The sequence below is a fragment of the Paenibacillus sp. LRG-1 genome, from assembly GCF_057220305.1.
The window spans coordinates 1,857,392-1,877,527 of sequence record NZ_CM170126.1; the positions used below are offsets into that span (position 1 = coordinate 1,857,392).

The window sequence follows — 20,136 nt, forward strand, 5'->3', positions numbered from 1 at the left end:
AATGATACACAAGGTCTCTTGGTGAGCTTAAGCTTGCAGGAGACTTTTTTCTTTTGAAGTCATCTAAGCTATGAAATGGTCGTTCTCAAGGAGTAGCAATGGGCATTTTGTATATAAGAGGGGGCAAAAATAAAAGCCCCCAAAAATTGCAGGCTGTCAGCCCGGGTATCGTGCCGAGCACATATCGGCATGATGACTAAAAGGCCGCCTACATTAAACGACCTTCCCTGGCGCGTCTTTCTCATCCCTATTGCTTCAGTTGTGCAAAATATTGCTCGTTATATAACACGCTTGGATGGGTAGGATGGTGCAACTGAGCGATGCGATGATGCGATTTTGCCTTTTCGATGTCACCGATTCGGTCGTAACACAGGCATAATTGCAAGTGTGGAAACCAGGTATAGTACGAGGAATTGGTTAAGGCCATCACATCTTGTGGAGGCTCTATCAGCGTCGCCTGACGAAACCAGTAAATGGCTTGAGTATACTGCTCATCTTCAATGAACAAATTGCCAAAGGCACAGCAGAACTGTGCGCGTGGTACATCAAGGTTAAGTGTGCGAAGCAGAGCCATACGCTGCTCCTGTTTTTGACCCTGGTGAGCGTAGCAATCCGCTAGCTTAAAGCAAGCAGCAATCCGATCTTCAATCCATCCGAGATCTAGACCCAGATAGTGTTTGTACTGCTGGATGGCTTCTAGTATGCGTCCGTTATCATAAAGTTCATTAGCGAAGTAGTAGTGATCTCGTTCAGAAAATGCGGTGCCTTGCTCCCGATGCTTGAGATAGATATGCAAATTACGATCAGTGTAAGCACGTGTCTTTTTATGAGTCACCGCCATATTACTGTGAAAGGTACTGCCTGTCACATTCAGGAATTCGTGAACAAATCCGATCCATCTGAATTTACGATCACGTCGCACCATTCGGTTTCTTTTGAGCTTATGCAGCGGCTGCCCCTGTTCATCTACAGATAGCACATAATCCATCGTAATGCTGTCATACGAGACGGTGGCTTGTTTTTTCCAGTCGAGAAATGCCAGTCGGTCTTGCTCTTCTAGGATGTCGTCGGCATCCAGCCAAAATTGATATTCCTGTGTTGCCTGATCAAACGCATAATTGCGGGCTGCGGAAAAATCATCACACCATTCAAAAGGGTATATCCGAGCGTTGAACGATGCAGCTACCTCTTGGGTACTGTCGGTAGAGCCAGTATCAACGATAATGATTTCATCTACCAGGTCATGGACTGATTTCAGACAGGTATGAAGTGCTTCTTCTTCATTTTTGACAATCATACATAAGCTGACAGTTACCATGCTCTTTGTCCCTCCCAAAAAACTTGATATAATCTCCATTTTATGTAGGATAGCTTGCTCATTATGTAGTAATTCCGATGGAGCATTTAGAGGATGTGTAATGATCATAAATTCAAACTTGCTCTAATAAATTAGAAAATCAAAGTCTGATATGAAGGGGGAGGAGATTGTGCGAAATTCGATATTATCAAGTGCGACCAGGAAATAAATTTGATGGCTAAATGTAGTTGGAAAACAGGTGAAAAACAGAAAAAAGGCAGTTAACTGGATGTTAAGGTTGTATTTTTGTATTGATGTCGTTTTTATTGATATTTCCAGGTGTAAGTCCATTCCTACCACGCTCACTCCCATATCGCTTGGTCGCAATTATGGTATGCCTTAGGACATGGAGGGAGAACGGTTTATGAGGCTTCTACCTGATGGAGGCGTTGAATCATGCGTATACTAATCGGTAGCCCGGTGCACCAGAAACCGGAAACATTGTCTTTATTTCTTCAAGCTTTGGAGCGACTGGAGGCACCTGACGTGCTGCCCGATTATTTATTTGTCGATGATAATGACAATCCGACTTCAAGCCAATGGCTTGCCGATTTTTCTAATCGACTGCCAGGCAGGGTTTTGCCCTTGTTGACAGGCTCACAGCAAGTGGAGAACCGAAGTGATGAGCACACTCATTATTGGCCGCCTGCCCTCGTCTGGAAAGTGGCTGATTTTAAAAATCGTCTTATTGATTATGCACTTCAGCATAATTATGACGCGCTGTTTTTGGTCGATTCAGACCTGATTCTCCATTCCCGTACCTTATGTAAACTGGTAGAGGCGGAGAAGGATATTGTATCTGAGATTTTCTGGACACGCTGGCAGCCGGAGGGGCCTCTATTGCCTCAGGTGTGGGTTAGTGATGAATATAATTTGTTCCATCGTGAAGAAGGCGAAGTGTTGTCGGCAGAGGAGCGAGCGCAACGCGAGTTGCATTTCATACACCAATTGCACGTTCCTGGTTTGTACGAGGTGGGTGGTCTAGGCGCTTGCACCCTAATCCGCAGACGTGCACTGGAAGCAGGGATTCACTTTGGTAAAATCAAAAACGTTTCCTATTGGGGAGAAGATCGACATTTCTGTATTCGGGCAGCTGCATTTGGATTTCCACTTTTTGTAGATACACACTATCCGGCGATGCATCTGTACCGGGAAGCGGATAGAATAAAGGCAGAGCAGCTACTATTCACCCTAAAGTATTTTACAACGAGTGCTGTTCATACGGACCATTCAGAACATTTAGCATATCTGGATCACTCCGATACTTCTACTAACTCTCCTGCCTTCAATCGTTCTGCATCATCAAGTCCCTCTAAGTTCCCTGAACCTCCTGTTATACCGTATGATCTCCGTGAGTCAGCTGTCTTTGCCAAGTACACTGCAGATTCTTTTGCTGTACCACAAACATTCTCTGGTCCACGACAAAGTGAACTTCATACGCCGCCTGTCTCCAAACCCAAATTGACGCTGACCATGACGGTATACAATGAGGCAGATCGCAAGCTCATTGACGTGCTGCGGAGTCATCGGGAATATATTGATGAAGCGGTCATTATTGATGATGGCAGTCAGGATGATAGCGGAGAGTTGTGCCGCGAGATCCTGAAGGGAATCCCATTGCGTTTAATACGCAATGAAACAGCTTCTTTTACCAATGAATTAGAGCTGCGAAAACAGCAGTGGAGAGAGACGTTGGCATCCTCTCCCGAATGGATATTAAACATGGACGCTGACGAAATGTTCGAATCCCGTTTTGCTCAAGGGGTACATTCGTTGTTAGCAGGAACGAAAGCGGATACGATTTGTTTCAGGTTGTTTGATATGTGGACTTCCACGCATTATCGCGATGATGATTATTGGCAGGCTCATCAGTATTACCGTCCTTTTTTAATTCGATATAAGGAAGGGTTTTCTTATAAATGGAAGGAGCAGTCCTTGCACTGTGGGAGATTTCCCGAAAATGTGCTTGACCTACCCAGTGAAATCAGCAACTACCGTATCCAGCATTGGGGATGGTGTACACCTGCTATTCGCATGGCCAAATTTCAGCGATACCAGTTGCTTGATCCAAGTGCTCGTTATGGCTGGAAAGAGCAATATGAATCTATTTTGGACCCGAACCCCCGACTCACGCTTTGGGTAGATCAGGACAACATAAATGCAGAAAAAGAAACTGCACCAGAGTATGAAGCTGCCGATGATGTGAACGCCATGGATGTTGCTGAGATTGCGAGTGTCCAGGTTATTAATAATTCCGACCTACAAATAAAAAGTGAAACAAAGGACTTACTTTATAGTAAATGCAAACTGTGTGGCTCATCTGACACGGCAGTATTTCATAGCTATGAACGCTTTACCTTGATGGGATGCGGCTCCTGCGGATTGGTTTTTCGTAATGATGTAGATCATATACAGCCAGAGGATATGATTGCAAAAATTTATAATGCCGAATGGGTTGCTATGCGGGATAGTGCAGCAACTTCAACTTATGGAGATCATGCCCTTTTTGGACTTATGCTGCTGGATATGTTCAGTACCAGTAAAGGAAAATTGCTTGAGATTGGATCAGGTACCGGAGAATTTATTCATGCTGCCCTTCAAGCCGGCTGGGATGCAGTGGGCATTGAACCTTCCATAGACTCGCGTGCTTACGCCAAATACAAATATGACGTGGATTTATTGCCGGGTTACTGGGGCGATGAAGCCGAAGAAGATACTCAAACCGAAGAAGCACATGAAATACAGGAATTGAATGAAGAACAAGAAGCAGAAGAAGATACTGACTTATCACTGGATCACAAATACGAGGCCGTAGCATGCTGGCATGTGCTGGAGCATATTGCGGACCCTGTTACATTTTTGACAGATTTACGCGAACAGCTTCAACCTGACGGGACGTTGTATATTACGGTGCCCAACAAAAACTCGTTCACCAATGAGGCTTATGGTGTTTATTCGCCTTTATTTACGGAGGAAGATCATTTGTATCATTATTCTGAGCATACGCTTGCGCTCTTACTGGAAAAGTCTGGCTTCCGCCCAGTGGCTATGTTCACCCGCCAACTTCCCTCTGGTTTGGATGCCCTGCTGCAAGCCCATCCTTTGTACGGTGAGCTTGCCTTTACGGAGCAAATGGGATTGTTAGCCAAACTTCAAGGCGAGAAACGGGGTCATGAACTGTGCTGTGTCGCAAGAGTAATTTAATCATCCCTAAAAGGAGGCAGCATCCATGAACATGTCTGACCCGTATCTGTCTCGCTTTTTTGTATATTCTGATCCCAACTCCTCCAGCATGATTTACAGACTCCCCCAAAGCTGGTGGAGTCGCCCCTATGAGTATGAGTGGTGTCTTCAATTTATGTCTGGGCAAGATACAGTGCTGGACGCAGCATGTGGAATCCCACATCCATTCAAATTTGAGTTGGCCCGCCGTTGCGCTCAGGTCTATGCCTGCGATCTGGATATTCGGATCATTTCCGTGGATGCCATTTTGGCCGAGGTGCGGCGGGATATCGGAGAGGAGGCTGCCGAGCGCATTCAGGAGATTTTGCCAGTTCGGCTCCACTCCGCACATGCCAATCTGACGGCTCTGCCCTATGAGGATGCCAGTTTTGACAAAATTGTATGTATTTCGGTGCTGGAGCATTTAACACCTGATGAATCTTTGGCAGCCTTACGTGAATTTCACCGGACCTTACGCGATGACGGAATGCTTCTGCTGACGTTTGATTACCCTACAGTGGACCTGTCAGCGATGGAGCAATGGATAGAGCAGGCGGGATTTTCGTATTGGAATGGTGTGGATCTCAAGCTTCCACGGGGTGCTTTACACACGGATATGTGGGGTGGTTTGCATTGTTTCAGGACTGTTTTAAAAAAATATAAGAGTTAGCGGTATGCGCAATGAGGTTTACACGGACCTCTCTTATTGCTTATCATGAGAGGGGTTAGAGTTGTAAACCTACATAGGAAAGGAATGACTGATAACTACATGAACAATGCACCTGTGTTGAAGAAACCTGAGGCTATGGTATTTGATATGGACGGTACACTTTTTCAGACGGAGACGCTATTGCTTCCTGCGTACCACAAGCTGTTTGATACGCTGCGCGCCGAAGGGCTTTATGAAGGAGAGACTCCTCCCGAGGAGCTTATTTTGAATAGTTTGGGCATGCTGCTGGATGAAATCTGGAGAAGAGTGATGCCGGAAGCCAGCGAAGCGGCCCATAGAAGAGCGGACGAGCTGCTGCTTCAGCTGGAACTGGAAGGATTGAAGAACGGAAGTCATGCCCTGTATCCACATGTAAAAGAAACACTCCAGACCCTTCGTGAGCAAGGTGTTCGATTGTTCGTAGCCAGTAACGGGCTGGAGGACTATGTAAAGGGGATCGCTGCTGCGTATGAAATGGTTCCCATTTTTGAAGGACTGTACAGTGCTGGGGAGTACAGCACGCTTTCCAAAGTGAATTTGCTGGAAATTCTGTTGAGCAAGCACGATATTTCGAACGTATGGATGGTAGGAGATCGTTCCTCAGATGTGGAAGCAGGCAAAAAGAACGGACAGACGGTGATCGGTTGCGCTTATGCTGGATTTGGTGTGAACGATGAGTTGAAGGGGTCCGATGCGATTATTACAGACTTTACGCAACTGCTTACACTTTATAAAAACGCCGAGTAACTGTGAAACACAGGTAATTGGTTATAAATAGGCTCGACGCACCATATAATTAAAACATGCTGGTACTGTCGGGCAGACGAAAAAAGAAAGGAAGGCAGCCACTTTACGTGGAGCCTTCCTTTGTCTTATTCTCTGTCTTATTCTCTGTCTTATTCTCTGTCTTATTTTCTGCTTTATCTTCTGTTTTATCTTCTGCTTTGTAGTCCGTCTGAGGCTTAGGATTAATTTGTGTGTGGTAGACCCACAAAGCATATTCCATGGGCTTGGCGATGGAACGGCGATAGGTTTCTTTTTCACCAATACGTGAAAAGACCTCACGGGCTGGCTTCGGGTTGACTTCCAGCACGTATATATGACCGTCCTTATTAATTGCCAAATCGAGCGCAAGCTCGCACAATGCCCCGTAGCTTTCTTCCAGATATGCAGCGATGTCCAGTCCGAGTTTTTCCCCTTGCTTGATGATTTTCTCTCTATGGCTTTCATCACGAATCCATTGCGTCAGCAATTGGCTCATCGGTACCGCCTTGCCTCCACCATGCAGGTTGGAAGTGACACTCCGATGTGCCCCGATTCGCCCGGCGCATCCGGTTAGCTCCCATACTCCTTGGCTATTTTTCTGTACCAGCATACGGTAATCATGGACTCTGCCATTCGGCAACTGCACAGGAATGCCTTCCTGAACAATGTAGTTATCCATGTTCCAGCTGCTCAGACGCGGCTCCAGACGGTCTAGACGTACCCGCTGCTGGGGAATAATATGGCGTTTGCGATTGCGGCCCTCAATCAGATACAGGCCTCCTTGCTTGTTAACAGGTTCAATACGTAAAATGCCGCGGCCTCCCGTACCGTTAATCGGCTTGAGGTACACTAGTGAATTCTGTTTAAGCATCCGTTTTACACTATGAAATCCACTGAACAGCTCTGTTGCAGGCAAATGGGCGCGAAAGGCAGACCTCCTCGCAAGCTGCTGATGAATGACCCACTTGTTACTCAGCGGTCGGTTTAAATATACAAGGTCTGTGTATTGCAATCGGAACTGCTTCAACTGACGATATCGCTCACTGCGCTGTACCCGGCAACGGTCGAAAATCATATCTGGAAACTCTCGCCATTTTCGGGTCCATTTTCCGCTGTGTGGATCATAGATTTGGGCAAGGAGCAGCCTGCGATCCTTGTGGACATCTGCAGGAGTGAATACATACATATCCAGTCCCAGCCTTTTCCCTTCTGCAATCATGCGCTCATATATGTCGCGCTCCTCCAATTGCTTCTTGTTGTTCAAATACAAGGTCATGATGCCTAGGACAGGTTTTGGCACAGCATTCCACCTTCCTCTGCCGTCTGCTTATCTTGGGATAACTCCCCGTGAAATATCAGCGTGGGTTTCCCGGTCGGTCCAGTTGTCATTTCGTGCGCAACAAGTCCAGCGCGGAAACAGGTTTTGAGACTGGACATATTGTCGGCGGCTACGCTGCACGTCAGACGGCGCAGCTGTTTGAGCTGGGCGGACAGCAGTCTAGCGCCCAGTCTGCGGCCCCGGTAAAGCGGACGAACAATTACGATGCAAGCATCCTTCCCGTAATTCAGAGCGAGGGAAAATCCCGCAATCCGCAGCCCCTTCTCCGTGCGCACATATGCGCACAGGAGGGAGGAGCCAGGGGTGTTCAATAGCTCGGGCGTTAAAACTGCCAACTGCCGCAGAGCATTACGAGTAATGCGCATGCCCCCTGAACTGCGGGCCAAAAACAGCAACTGTCGTCGTCTCAGTAGCCAGCTCCGGGCAGGCAAATGTTGAACATCGCTAATTTGCGGCATGATTCCACTTCCTTGATCATGATTTCAATCGTCCGGCCAAAAAGGAGCTGTACTGGAATATGCGTCTAAGCGACTTTTGGCGGATTTCCGGCTCGTCAAATTTCATCGGTTTGGCATTGGCCTCAAAAAACCAGAGTGTTCCGAGCGTATCCACGCCCAAATCCATGGACATTTCGCCGTGAGAAAGACCGGATGCGCGTTCAATTTGACGTGCAATCTGTATGGCCGTACTTTTAACTTTGCTCAGTAGATCCGTGCTGTCCTCAGGCCCAAACAGCGAGGACAGTAGCTTGAACGGGTCCTCTACACTCCCGCCACGCGGGACATGTGTGGTGATGCTCCCTTTACCCGCCAGTCTGGCACCGACCCCGGTTATACTCCAGGAGCCACGGATATTTTTTTGTACCAGGATACGCAGGTCGAAGGGTTTTTTCTGATAGGTTGCCAGATCGATACCCTGTTGAATGATATAAGGCGAGTTGCCTGCTTCCCGGCGGATACGTCCCCACAGCCGGGATAGCGATACAGATTTGTAGGTTACACTTTTTTTGTCATGCTGAATGGTCAGTCTGTAAGCCATGAGATGGTCTGGGTGGAATTTAAGAATCATAATCCCTTTTCCGGCCTTACCGTTTTCCGGCTTGAGATACAGGTATGGATACGCAGACAGCATTTTTCCTAATGAAGACAGGTTGCTTAACCGTTTGGTTGCCGGAACAAGCTGACGAGTGGTTTCCGAGGTACGCAACCACTTGAACAGTTCCCATTTGTTAAAAAAGCCTGGATTGTACAGTTCAATGCCTGAGGCATGTGAAATTTCATCCAACTTTGTGCGCACAGAGGTTTTAAGTTCATAATTACGGTTTGGGATGCGATTATAAATGACCTGTGGAGGTGGGAAATTCTGTTCCTCCCACGTCTGTAAGCTCTTGTTGAAGACATAGCCCTTAACCGTCTCATCTGCCAGTTTCAGGTCCCTGACGGTAACAATGTACACCTGATATCCCATCCGTGTTCCCGTTTCAAGAATATCCCTGAAATTGCGCTGATTACCCTTGAAAAATTGCCCTTCGTCGTGCACTGTCAATACAGCAACGACTGGCTTATGCTCCGCCCGGGTATTCATAGTTCCTCTTTTCTGCGGAATTTACTGAGGTAAAGACAGTGGTCCAAAATATGCTCCACGGATGCTTTACCCTCCGCACGCAACGATGGATGCTGAAAAATGGATCGGCCTGGCTTGGAGTTGGCTTCAAACATCCATACCTTTTCATCCTGATCAATGCCCAGATCAAAGCCGATTTCACCCAGTAGATGCTGGTGGTGGTGTTCAATGGCTTCAGCGAGCGTAACTGCTACGTTCTTGGCACGTTGAAGCACTTCACCCGCCCGGTCTCCGAATACCCGGTTCAACGCCTGTTCAGGTGTCATAAGGGAGCCGCCATTTTTGATATGGGTTGTGACACTGCCACGTCCGGATTTTTTAGCTCCAATGCCGACAACGACCCACTGGTTATTTCCATTTTTATGCATGTGAAACCGGAAATCAATCGGGCAATTGTCAATCTCGATCAGCTGGATGCCCTGTTGAATGACATAACCCTTTAGCATCTGTCCCTGATTGGAGTGAAGCATCCTGAGCATGGAGTTAAAAGAGGTGAATTTTAGCAATACATTGCTATTTTTCTTACGGTACCTCACATAATATCCTTGCTTGGGAACATGGGACAGACGGTAGATTCCTTTACCGAGACTGCCTCCACTTGGCTTGTAATAAGCAAATTGATGTCGCTCCAGCATACTTCGGATACGTTCAGAGCTGGGATTCGTGTATGATTCAGGGACATAGCGGTTAACATCTGGGTTATTCTCCAGCAGATTATAGATATCGGACTTATTGAAAAAGCTCCAGTTAAAGAAGGGAATTCGTTTGCGGGAAAAGCGTTCGCGTAGTTGATTGATCGCCGGGGAAAAATCAGAGCGACGGCTCGGCAAACGATTATAGATCACGTCTGGCAAAGGTACAAGTTTACGTGTGAATTCCCCGCTGGATGACAGAAAATAGCCGTTAATCGTATCATTTTGCCAGTTGATATCCCGAGGGGTGAAGGCAAAAATATACGATTTTTTGCTACCTTCCTTCAGCAGTTGCTTAATAAAGCCTGTGCGTGATCCGAAAGGGCGAGTGGTGGAGGTGGTACCGTCAGACAGCACGCCAATCAACGGCCCTAGCTGTATATCACCATCCAGATTTCGCAAATAGATGGACCCGCTTTTGGGAACACGGATTGCGTTACGTAAGCCGGAGGTCAAGTATAGATGGCGTCCCGCCTTCTGAATTGGTTTTACTGTAGCGGGGATCTGATCCTTACCGAGCCGCAGACGAACGGACTTGGCTCCGGATAATTTAAGGCTTTTCAACAAGGCAGTGGATATATACGCCACCTTGTCGGGCTGCTGTGAGAAATGCACATTGCAATGCGTTAAACTCATCTGTTTATCCTCCTATACCGTATGTTCAAGGGAGGCGTCCGCGCCCTTTGGCCCTGTCGCTTTGGAATGGGTCATTAAATATCGAGCATATTCGAGCGGGCGGTTGACCGACTGGAAAGCGCACTCTGGCTGACGGGTCTGAAAAAAGGAGGCCCGCCCAGGTCGGGAATTAACCTCCAATAGCCAGATGTTCCCGATCCGGTCAATACCGTAATCAATTCCCAACTCGCCAAGGCGGCCATAACGTTCCTCCAGCGCCCTGGTAATGGTCAAGGACAGCGTCATCATCTGCCTGATGATGAGACGCGTGGTGTCCGCGCCAAATTGTTCACGAAGGTAAGGCTCAGCAGGATGGGCTTCGCCTCCACCGTGCAGATTAGAAGTCAGGGTTCCTTTTCTGCCTTCTCTTACGGCAAAGCCCGTCAGGCACCAATAGCCGTTTCCATCCTTTTGCATGAGTGCGCGAACATCAAAGGGATGATTGCTTTGGCTTGTTAATTTCAAATAAGGCTGCACGATATAAGCGCGTTTGTGTGCAATTCCGTGGATCCATGACAATCCTGCATCCAATTCGGAAAACGAGCGCCGGAACGGGCGGTTACGGGAGTCTCTACCCTGTACAAGTAGTCCCTGACCTCCTTCTGCCAGCCGGAGATACAGTGTGCTCTTGCCATGTGTTCCGGTCTGTGGCTTCATAAACAGCTCCGAATGGCGTCGTAGCCATTCCACAAGCTGAGTCGTGTCCCGGTAAGGCGCCGTAGGCGGCACAAAGGGACGCACTTTATCTACCGCATGCAAAGCGCGATACACCTGCCATTTGCCAGGTAAGTTACGCGACCAGTAGATGAGCTTGCGCGATTTTTGCTCCGCCATGTCTTCCAGTGTGCGCCTGACATTCTGGCTCTCGTGGACATGGAGACAGCGGTTATACACAATGTCCGGCAACGGAAAGCGGCCGGATGTCCATACTCCGTTACGATAAACATAACCTCGTATGGAGTGATCTTCAGGTGAGACTCCTTCGGCGGTAAACGCCATTACGCTAAGACCAGAGCGCCTGCCCAACAGACTTAGCCTGCGGCAAAAATCGGCTTCGGTAATAGGGGGAGTGACGGCCTGATTCCGGCTAACAAGCACGCCCAGCGTACCTGGCACAACAAGAGACACCGACAACAGCTCCTTTGGCAGCCAGACTCTGGAAGAGATGAATTCATTTGAAGCCGGCTGAATAACAGCAGTATTCAATCATTTTTTTAACGGACGGGCGAGTTTTCTGATCATTTAACGGCGTGTTGTCATTCTTTGATGGCTTCGAATTGACCTCCAGCAACCAGATGCGCCCTGTGCTATCTATTGCCAGATCAATACCAAATTCCGCGAAATGGGCGGGAATTTCTTTTTCCACTCCGCTTGCGATATCCAGTGCTGCTGTTTTCAGAGAGGTATGCCCATTCGATTTAACGGTTGCGGGCAGCGTGGTTTTGGCAAGTGCTTCCTTGACTGTGCTCAGCGTGCCGCCTCTTGCCAGATTGGACACAAAGTGGCTTCCTCCAGCGATCCGGGCGACAATGGATGTTACGGTCCAGGTTCCGGACGAATTTTTCTGTACAAGCGCACGAAAGTCGACCGGACGCTTACCGTGATCAATCAAGGTAAGTCCCTGTTGGAGTTGAAAGCGTGTTGTTTTCATTTTTCCCGCTAAGCTTTTGTACAGCTTATCTACGTTGGCATACGTTTGCTTGCGGGGCGTGCCCGCTGTTGTGGATAACACCGAAAAGGTGCCATCGGTTTGCTTGTTAATGCGCATTATGCCTTTACCCAAGCTTCCGCGCACTGGCTTGAGAAAAACAGCGGGATACTGGTTGCACATTTTTTTGAAAACAGCAAAGGTTTGCAGCAAGTGGGACTCGGGTAAATACTTGCGCAGGGAAGAATTTGATTTAAGCGCATCAAATACTTCATTCTTATCCAGAAACTTTTCGTTAAAAATGGTCGTGCCGTACTGCGATTTTACTTCTTTCATGAAATGCTGTACGCTAGTTCTGTTCTCGAGTTTACGGGAGGTAAGACGATTATTGACGACATCGCCGGCGGGCATGACCGTCTTTTTCCAGCCTCCGTCATACACCCATCCCTGAACTCGCCCGGGCTGACTTCCGATATGCTCCGGGGTGAAAAAATACACATATGCTCCTTGTCTGCGGCATTCCCCGACTAGTTCACGGCAGAACAGGGTGATCGACCCGAAAGGCTTGTCGGGCTGTTCGGGATAGTCCCGACTGACCAGCACGCTAATAAGTGGGCCCACTCGAAGTGTCCGGCGACCTCGGCTGTAGGTTACTCGCAGATCACAATTGGCATGAAGCCCCATTTTTCGGGCTAGCACGCTTCCCACACGTAGGCCGCTGTAGCGGGGCACCGATATGACGGTAACCTCTTGGCGGAACGAACCGAAGGCGAGCTGAACGGGGTGGCCAGCGGATATTTTCCATTTGCGAAGCAGGGACTCGCCGACCATGAGTACGTCATCCTGCAAGATGCCCGATCCGATGATTTGAATCGTTGTTTTTTTGATGGACATCGTGGATCTCCTTCCGGGCAGCAACTTGATGTCTTGAAAGTAACGGGAAACGTGAATGGGCTGTAATAGCACTGATTCATCATATGAGGACATATATCCCTTGGTGATTGACGGACAATGTGAAATGTTGACACTAAACTTGTATTGGAGGAATAAACAATCATGAACATCTATGACAAAGCCCATGATTTAGCGAAAGCATTGAAGGAAAGCAAAGAGGTAGAGGAAATTACGTCAGCGATGAAGCTGATCGAAACCGATCCAGAAGCTAAGAAAATGCTCGACGATTTCCGTGAACGCCAAATGGAAGTACAGCAACGGATGATGAGCGGCGATATGCCAGCACAGGAAGAGATGGAAAAGATGGAGAAGCTGTTTGAGGTACTTAGCTTGAACCTCAACATCCGACGCCTGTTCGACGCTGAACGCCGCTTGAGCGTGATTATTGAGGATGTTAACAAAATTATTGCAGACAGTCTTCAAGATTTGTACGGTTCATCTCTGTAAGTTTGTCTCATATTCCTTCCTGTCCTCTCATAGACTAGATACATAGAGTCACAGGGAGAGGAAGGGATACGATTGGGTTCTTTTAAAAAATGGAAACACGGTTTGTACACACTGATTGCGCTGGCTATGGTCTTGGTTGCGTTACCACGCATCTCGCTTGCAGGCGGTTTGAACTGGGTCAACGGCTTTGGGATAGTATGGGTACTTTTTGCGCTGCTAGTCATCGGGGCGAACATGCATTTTTTGCTGGGTGTGGATGAGGAAAAGCGCAAAACGCTGGAGCGTGTGCGGCGGGCCAAAATGCAGCAGTGGCAGATGAAATGGGATAAAAAAGCTGACAAAGGTAGCATGCAGTGAGTTTTTTTTAGCTTGTCCTGGGCTTGCCCCTAGATACAAATCAATCATAGTAAGAAGCGGTCCTTGTAATAGAGGGGATCGCTTTTTTGCTATTTCCGAAGCAGAAAACTCAAAATGAACAAAGGTCTAAAATAAAGGTATTTTGTGCTATAATAGATACAGAATGATACAGATTGAACGTTGGGGGTGTAACAGAGTTGGACGGGCTAGATGAAACAGTTACGAAGCATGAGCAGCTATTGCGACATATCGAGCAGTTGAAAATAGGCTCCAAAATTTCTGTGCGCAGGTTGGCTAAAGAAATGAGCGTCAGCGAAGGAACGGCCTATCGGGCCGTGAAGGAAGCCGAGAACCTGGGAATTGTCATTACCAAGGAAAGGATCGGAACAGTACGAGTAGAGAAGCGTCCGCGCGGCTTGTCCGAGCAGCTGACCTTTGCAGATGTCGTGAATATTGTAGAGGGACATGTGCTGGGCGGAAGTGAGGGGCTGGAGAAGCCCTTGCACAAGTATGTTATTGGGGCGATGCGCGAGGAGGCTATGGCCCGTTATATTGACGCTGGCAGTTTGCTGATCGTTGGTAACCGTGAGGATGCGCATTCACTTGCATTGGAGCAGGGGGCAGGTGTGCTGATTACAGGAGGATTCGGTACGAGCCGAGAGGTTAAGCAGCTCGCAGACAAGATCAGTCTGCCGATTATTTCCTCACGCCATGATACTTTTACAGTGGCATCTATGATTAATAGAGCCATATTTGACCGCTTGATCAAAAAGAAAATTATGCTGATTGAAGACATTGCGGCAGGCAAACCGAAAACGTTGACCTTGAAAATCAACAGCACGCTTACCGAGTTTGAAGAACTTTCGGTGACGACTGGACATCATCATTTTGCAATAGTGGATGAATGGAATCGTTTAATTGGTATCGTCAGCCGCAAAGATGTGGAGGGGCTTCAACCTGAGCATACGATGGATAAATGTCTGATCCGCAATCCGATAACGGTCACTTACCAGACCTCGCTGGCTTCAGCCGCGCAAATGATGGCGTGGGAAGGTGTGGATTACTTGCCGGTCGTGGACCGCAACCGCAAGCTGCTCGGGTCCGTTACACGGCGTGAGGTGCTGGAGGCGCTGCGTAACGCCCAAAAGCAGCCACAACTTGGCGAGACGTTCGACCAGCTGATCTGGAACGGGTTTGCTGAGGAGCGCAATGAGGATGGATCGTTATTTTTTCGCGGTTTTATCATTCCGCAAATGGCGACCAATTTAGGTACGATCTCGGAAGGCGTACTGGTCAACGTGATGACACAAGCGGGCTACCGGGCAGCTAGAGACATGACCGGCAAGGATTATGTGCTGGACAATTTGACGACTTATTTTATTAGACCCGTACAGATAGAGGATGCTGTCGTTCTTCGTCCGTTGTTGCTTGAGATGAGTCGCCGCACCTGCAAGCTAGAAATTGCAATTTCACGGGAAAATCATTTGGTATGCAAAGCAGTGATGACGCTTCAATCCATTGAACATGGTTAGTCTACCAGTGGATTGGAGCAAGGTGTGAAGTCGAATAGATCGACTTAGTGGCTTTCAGGCAGTCTTTCTTTTGCTTCCAGCCAAATTTGCAGCACACCTTCCATTACAAGCATCGTTTTGACCTGGATCGTATACTCCTTGTCACGAACGGTGTATTTTTTTTGATGCAGCAACATACGTACCAGCTTGCTGTCAGAGTCAATCTCAAACATATCTCTGCCACGCAGCACCTCCAGATCACGACTGACACGGCGCAGAAGTTCCTTTAGGTTGATAGAATCAATTTTTTCGGCCGAAGCTTCCTCCGGAATCAGCTTGATCTCTTTGACAACGGTTTGGCGCTTGCTGTATTTGCGCAATGTTTTGTTGTCCTCCTCGGCTTGCTGGAGCTGGAATTGAAGATCCTGGTTGTTCGTCCATAGCTGATTGAAGCTGGCATGCCAGATGGCATTGTAGATCATTCCTCCCGTAATCATACCGAGTACAAAGACGGAGGATAATTGCATAAAAGGGCGCAGGCGCTCAAAAGGGGGGACTCTCATAGTCGTTTCACCTCACGGCCGTCCGTTGCCGCATACCCACTTGACCAGCTCTGCACCCATATGAGCGCCTAAAAAGGCGAAAATCAAATACAATATCTGCTTAATGGCAGGTGACAAATTACCATCTAACATATTGCTTTCAATAACCCGGATCGGGTCCATCGTCCCCCCCACAGCGGCGGCAAGCGCCCATATTTTAATTCTTCCAGCAACCTCCAGCATGGTCTGGGTAGGCGGCTGAAGCGATACCACAGCTCCCATTCCGCCGAGCATGGCTCCCCCGAGCACGATGCCGAAGGCAATGAAGAAGTCGAGAATCGCTTTGGATATAAAAGTGCTCATGCTCTTTTCCTCCTTAGGTATACGAATCAGGACGGCGCTTGTCCGCCGAGGTCTGTACTTTTATTCTATGGGCGCTACTAACGCGGATATGATAAAATAGTTTGAAGAAAATCAAGCGGTGAAAGGAAGAGAAGCGCATGAGTTCATTTGTGCATTTGCATGTTCATAGCGAGTACAGCCTGCTGGACGGCGCGGCTCGTACCGCGGAGTTGGTCAAACAGGCATCAGCTTACGGAATGAAGGCGCTGGCCCTTACAGATCACGGGGTCATGTACGGTGCCATTCCTTTTTATAGAGCGTGTGTAGAGAACGGCATTAAGCCGATTATCGGGTGTGAGGCCTATATGACGGCAGGATCGCGCAAGGAGCGTGGCAGCCGGAAGGATCAGCCCATATATCATTTAATTTTGCTCGCCAAAAATAAAACAGGCTATCAAAATCTGATGAAGCTGTGCTCCATCGGCCATTTGGAGGGCTTTCACTACAAGCCGCGCATCGACATGGAGGCTTTGGCTGCCCATCATGAAGGCATCATATGCCTGAGCGCTTGTTTGGGCGGTGAAGTGCCGCAGCATTTACTGCATGGTCGGGAAGCTGAAGCACGACGAGCAGCGGAGCGATATCGTAACATTTTTGGCGATGATTTTTATCTGGAACTCCAGGATCATGGTCTATCGGAGCAAAAACGCGTAAATCCTCTCTTGATCGCACTGGCGAAGGAACTGGATATTCCACTGGTGGCGACGAATGACGTGCATTACTTGACTGAGCCAGATGCAGACGTGCAGGACGTTCTGATCTGTATCGGGACAGGGAAGACAGTTGACGATGAGGAGCGCTTGCGTATACCAACACGTCAGTTGTATCTGAAAAGTCAGGAGGATATGGCTCGTTTATTCCCGCATGTGGCAGAAGCCATCGCCAACACGGTGCGTATTGCTGAAAAATGCGAACTGGAGCTGGAATTCGGTCAATCCATTTTGCCTGAATATCGTCCGCTGCCGGAAGGAATGACCTCTTCTTCCTATTTACGCAATTTGTGCGTGCAAGGGCTGGAGCGTCGCTATGGAAGCGATCCCGGATGGGAGCAGCTGGAGGAACGGGAAAGGCTGAACCAACGGCTAAACTATGAGTTAAATACCATTGACAGTATGGGTTTCAGCGATTATTTCCTGATTGTATGGGATTTTATTGCCTTCGCTCATAAGCATAAGATAGCAACGGGACCGGGGCGGGGTTCCTCAGCAGGCAGTTTGGTTGCCTATGTGCTTAACATCACGAATGTCGATCCGATGAAATACAACCTGCTCTTTGAACGGTTTCTGAATCCCGAACGAATTAGTATGCCGGATATAGATATTGATTTTAGTGATGAACGGCGTGACGAGGTTATCGACTATGTAGTACAAAAGTACGGAAATGAGCATGTAGCGCAAATTATTACCTTTGGAACGCTGGCGGCAAGAGCCGCTGTCCGTGACGTCGGTCGTGTATTGAACGTGCCATATGGCGAGGTGGACAAGGCAGCCAAGCTGATTCCGGCGCAGCTAGGCATTAATATCCGTCATGCGTTGGAAATTACCCCGGAGCTGAAAACGCTATATGAAACGAAGCCCAAGACACGTGAACTGCTGGATATGGCGATCAAGGTTGAAGGAATGCCTCGTCATGCTTCGACACATGCAGCAGGTGTTGTCATTTCGCGGACTCCATTGACCGATGCGGTTCCGCTTCAAGAGGGGAGTGAAGGGGTACCTTTGACGCAGTACTCGATGGAAAATCTAGAGCGCATTGGTTTGCTTAAAATGGATTTCCTTGGGCTGCGTACACTCTCCATTATTGAACGGTGCATACACTGGATTGCGGAAGACCATGGAGAAACGCCTGATTTTAGCCGTATTCCCGATAATGATCCACATACCTATGACTTGCTGGGCAAAGGAGATACAGGAGGCGTATTCCAGCTGGAGTCGGCCGGTGTACGCCGGGTACTCAAGGATTTGAAGCCGAGTGTATTCGAGGATATCATTTCTGTCCTGGCTTTGTATCGTCCGGGCCCGATGGGCTTTATTCCTAACTTTATACAGGCCAAGCATGGTCAGATTGAGATTTCTTATCCGCATCCTGACCTGGAACCGATCTTAAAGGACACGTACGGTATTATTGTGTATCAGGAGCAAATCATGCAGATTGCTTCACGCATGGCGGGTTTTTCCCTGGGAGAAGCCGATCTGTTGCGCCGAGCTGTGTCCAAGAAAAAGCGCGAAGTGCTGGATCTGGAGCGCGGGCATTTTGTCGAAGGCAGTATCAAGCAGGGATATACGGAGGAGGAGGCCGGAAGGGTTTACGATATGATTGTCCGTTTTGCTGACTACGGCTTCCCGCGTGCCCATGCAGCTGCTTATGGTGTGCTAGCATTTCAGACGGCTTATTTAAAGGCCCATTATCCGGTACAATTTATGGCTTCAATGCTGACAGCGGTGATGGGAAGTCATCGAAAAGTGGCTGAATATGTTGTCGAATGCCGTCGTATGGATATCGCAGTGTTGCCACCTGATGTGAATGAGAGCGGGGTGCTGTTTACTCCGTTACAGCAGGGAGGCATCCGCTTCGGCTTGGCTGCGATTAAAAATGTCGGCACACAGGCGATGGAGAGCATTCTCGCTGTTCGCAAGGAACGGCCTTTCGACAGCCTGCTCGATTTTTGTCGACGTGTCGATTTGCGGGTATGTAATAAGAGAGTAATTGAATCGCTTATTCAGGCAGGGGCCTTTGATTCGTTGACGGGTCATCGGGCACAGTTGCTTGCCATGCTGGATGAAACGGTGGATGCAGCCGTCAAATGGCGCAAGGAACGGGATGACTTGCAAATTGATATGTTTGGTTTTGTGGAAATGCCCAATTGGGATATCGAATATCCAAATGTACCCCAATTTAGTGCCAGCCAGCAATTAGAGCTGGAACGTGAACTGCTGGGACTGTATTTATCGGGGCATCCGTTGGATGATTTTGAGTCGCTGTTGGAAAGCAGCGAGGCGGATCGTTTGATGGAGCTGGGCGATGTCCCTGATGAAACGGTTGTTGTGACTGCAGGCATGGTAGTGTCACTCAAAACGATTACGACCAAGCAGGGTAAGGCTATGGCCTTTATTGAGCTGGAGGATCAGATTGAGCGCTGTGAGGTTGTGCTGTTTCCTGAGGTATGGAAGCGAAGCCAGCAGTGGATTGAAAAGGGAGCTTTGCTTACGCTTCGAGCCAAGATGCAGCAGCAGGACGAGCACTTCAAGCTCCTTGCGGATGAGACCGCCCCGCTGGCGGAAGACTCGCTGGCACGGCTCCTCCAGCGCCGACGTGCCAGTACGCGCTCGTCCGCCACAGCTGGAGCATCCGTACCAGCTGCTGGTTCTGCTGCTGGCGGCCCAGGCGGGAGAGCGCCGCGTGTGTCACCCTCGCCTTCGGCAGCCACTGCATCTGCTTCGCCTCAGCCGAAGGCGGCCCGTCCCGTGACGGCTGCTTCACCGCGCGGAGCCGAAGCGGATCGCGGTGAACAGGTGCCGGTCCCGCGCAGCGTGGAGCCGACCACTCGTCAGCGGGTGTTTGTCAAAATCACTCGCCATGCCGAGGAGGACGCCAGCTTGCTGGTCAGTCTCAAGGCACTGCTACAGGAGCATTCCGGTGCTATGCCTACCGTGCTTTTTTATGAGAGCAACCAGCGTCTGCTTGCGTTGAGCGATGCTTACAACATTAAGCCTTCTCCTCAGCTTTTTGATCAAATGGAGTCGATGTTGGGTGAAGGCACGGTGAAAGTCAAATGATAGGCACACAGCAAAGCGCCCTTATTGTAACGGTTTAATGAACATTTTCCTTCCCTCCAGCATACACTTGGAAAACTGGCGGAACAGGAGATTCAACACGTACCCTGCACCATAAGG

At 48.7% G+C, this 20,136-nt stretch carries 16 protein-coding genes; 7 read left to right on the forward strand and 9 right to left on the reverse strand.

Translation table 11 applies throughout. From position 1 onward, the window contains the following. Nucleotides 1–247: 247 nt before the first annotated feature. Nucleotides 248–1,318 (reverse strand): glycosyltransferase family 2 protein, encoded by a 1,071-nt coding sequence (locus tag ACUUJN_RS08285; RefSeq protein ID WP_023987894.1) that lies wholly within the window; start codon nucleotides 1,316–1,318, stop codon nucleotides 248–250. A gap of 435 nt (nucleotides 1,319–1,753) precedes the next feature. Here ACUUJN_RS08285 and ACUUJN_RS08290 point away from each other — a divergent pair, with 435 nt between their 5' ends. The 3 genes from ACUUJN_RS08290 to ACUUJN_RS08300 all read left to right on the forward strand — a co-directional run bounded on the left by ACUUJN_RS08290 (nucleotide 1,754) and on the right by ACUUJN_RS08300 (nucleotide 6,035). Beyond that, nucleotides 1,754–4,561: a bifunctional glycosyltransferase/class I SAM-dependent methyltransferase gene (locus tag ACUUJN_RS08290; protein ID WP_076294936.1), complete on the forward strand. Its 2,808-nt coding sequence runs from the start codon at nucleotides 1,754–1,756 to the stop codon at nucleotides 4,559–4,561. 25 nt (nucleotides 4,562–4,586) lie between these two features. After that, on the forward strand, nucleotides 4,587–5,249 hold the full coding sequence (locus ACUUJN_RS08295) for a class I SAM-dependent methyltransferase (RefSeq protein WP_023987896.1): 663 nt from the start codon (nucleotides 4,587–4,589) through the stop codon (nucleotides 5,247–5,249). Nucleotides 5,250–5,333: 84 nt separating this feature from the next. After that, a complete protein-coding gene (locus tag ACUUJN_RS08300; RefSeq protein ID WP_081376892.1) occupies nucleotides 5,334–6,035 on the forward strand; it encodes an HAD family hydrolase in 702 nt (233 codons plus the stop codon). Nucleotides 6,036–6,138: 103 nt separating this feature from the next. On the opposite strand, the gene ACUUJN_RS08305 is transcribed toward ACUUJN_RS08300, so the two are convergent. Genes ACUUJN_RS08305 through ACUUJN_RS08330 form a run of 6 tightly spaced genes read right to left on the reverse strand, consistent with a single transcriptional unit; the run spans nucleotide 6,139 to nucleotide 12,924 of the window. Then, entirely contained in the window at nucleotides 6,139–7,353 is a 1,215-nt protein-coding gene (locus ACUUJN_RS08305; RefSeq protein ID WP_071558958.1) for a YheC/YheD family endospore coat-associated protein, read from the reverse strand. Further along, a complete protein-coding gene (locus tag ACUUJN_RS08310; protein ID WP_023987899.1) occupies nucleotides 7,335–7,850 on the reverse strand; it encodes a GNAT family protein in 516 nt (171 codons plus the stop codon). The genes ACUUJN_RS08305 and ACUUJN_RS08310 overlap by 19 nt, the downstream gene beginning before the upstream one ends. Nucleotides 7,851–7,866: 16 nt before the next feature. Beyond that, complete coding sequence (locus ACUUJN_RS08315; protein ID WP_023987900.1) at nucleotides 7,867–8,976, reverse strand: YheC/YheD family endospore coat-associated protein; 1,110 nt, start codon at nucleotides 8,974–8,976, stop codon at nucleotides 7,867–7,869. Further along, entirely contained in the window at nucleotides 8,973–10,343 is a 1,371-nt protein-coding gene (locus ACUUJN_RS08320) for a YheC/YheD family endospore coat-associated protein (RefSeq protein WP_013309575.1), read from the reverse strand. The genes ACUUJN_RS08315 and ACUUJN_RS08320 overlap by 4 nt, the downstream gene beginning before the upstream one ends. A 12-nt stretch (nucleotides 10,344–10,355) precedes the next feature. Further along, nucleotides 10,356–11,510 (reverse strand): YheC/YheD family endospore coat-associated protein, encoded by a 1,155-nt coding sequence (locus ACUUJN_RS08325; protein ID WP_069080141.1) that lies wholly within the window; start codon nucleotides 11,508–11,510, stop codon nucleotides 10,356–10,358. Between the two features lie 43 nt (nucleotides 11,511–11,553). Then, entirely contained in the window at nucleotides 11,554–12,924 is a 1,371-nt protein-coding gene (locus ACUUJN_RS08330; RefSeq protein ID WP_023987902.1) for a YheC/YheD family endospore coat-associated protein, read from the reverse strand. Between the two features lie 162 nt (nucleotides 12,925–13,086). On the opposite strand from ACUUJN_RS08330, the gene ACUUJN_RS08335 reads away from it, so the two are divergent. The 3 genes from ACUUJN_RS08335 to ACUUJN_RS08345 all read left to right on the forward strand — a co-directional run bounded on the left by ACUUJN_RS08335 (nucleotide 13,087) and on the right by ACUUJN_RS08345 (nucleotide 15,320). Further along, the gene (locus tag ACUUJN_RS08335) at nucleotides 13,087–13,431 is read left to right on the forward strand and encodes a YlbF/YmcA family competence regulator (RefSeq protein ID WP_013309578.1); all 345 of its coding nucleotides are present in this window, start codon (nucleotides 13,087–13,089) and stop codon (nucleotides 13,429–13,431) included. A 72-nt stretch (nucleotides 13,432–13,503) separates the two neighbouring features. Further along, the gene (locus ACUUJN_RS08340) at nucleotides 13,504–13,788 is read left to right on the forward strand and encodes a hypothetical protein (protein WP_013309579.1); all 285 of its coding nucleotides are present in this window, start codon (nucleotides 13,504–13,506) and stop codon (nucleotides 13,786–13,788) included. 197 nt (nucleotides 13,789–13,985) lie between these two features. Then, nucleotides 13,986–15,320 (forward strand): DRTGG domain-containing protein, encoded by a 1,335-nt coding sequence (locus ACUUJN_RS08345; RefSeq protein WP_013309580.1) that lies wholly within the window; start codon nucleotides 13,986–13,988, stop codon nucleotides 15,318–15,320. A gap of 44 nt (nucleotides 15,321–15,364) precedes the next feature. Here ACUUJN_RS08345 and ACUUJN_RS08350 read toward each other — a convergent pair whose 3' ends face one another. Together ACUUJN_RS08350 and ACUUJN_RS08355 are read right to left on the reverse strand one after the other, a co-directional pair. Further along, nucleotides 15,365–15,862, reverse strand: a complete 498-nt coding sequence (locus ACUUJN_RS08350; protein ID WP_023987904.1) for a sporulation membrane protein YtrI — start codon at nucleotides 15,860–15,862, stop codon at nucleotides 15,365–15,367. A gap of 12 nt (nucleotides 15,863–15,874) precedes the next feature. Continuing rightward, entirely contained in the window at nucleotides 15,875–16,204 is a 330-nt protein-coding gene (locus ACUUJN_RS08355; protein ID WP_013309582.1) for a YtrH family sporulation protein, read from the reverse strand. A 137-nt stretch (nucleotides 16,205–16,341) separates the two neighbouring features. On the opposite strand from ACUUJN_RS08355, the gene ACUUJN_RS08360 reads away from it, so the two are divergent. Next, nucleotides 16,342–20,019, forward strand: coding sequence for a DNA polymerase III subunit alpha (locus ACUUJN_RS08360; protein ID WP_484669499.1), 3,678 nt, complete (start codon nucleotides 16,342–16,344; stop codon nucleotides 20,017–20,019). Nucleotides 20,020–20,136: the final 117 nt, after the last annotated feature.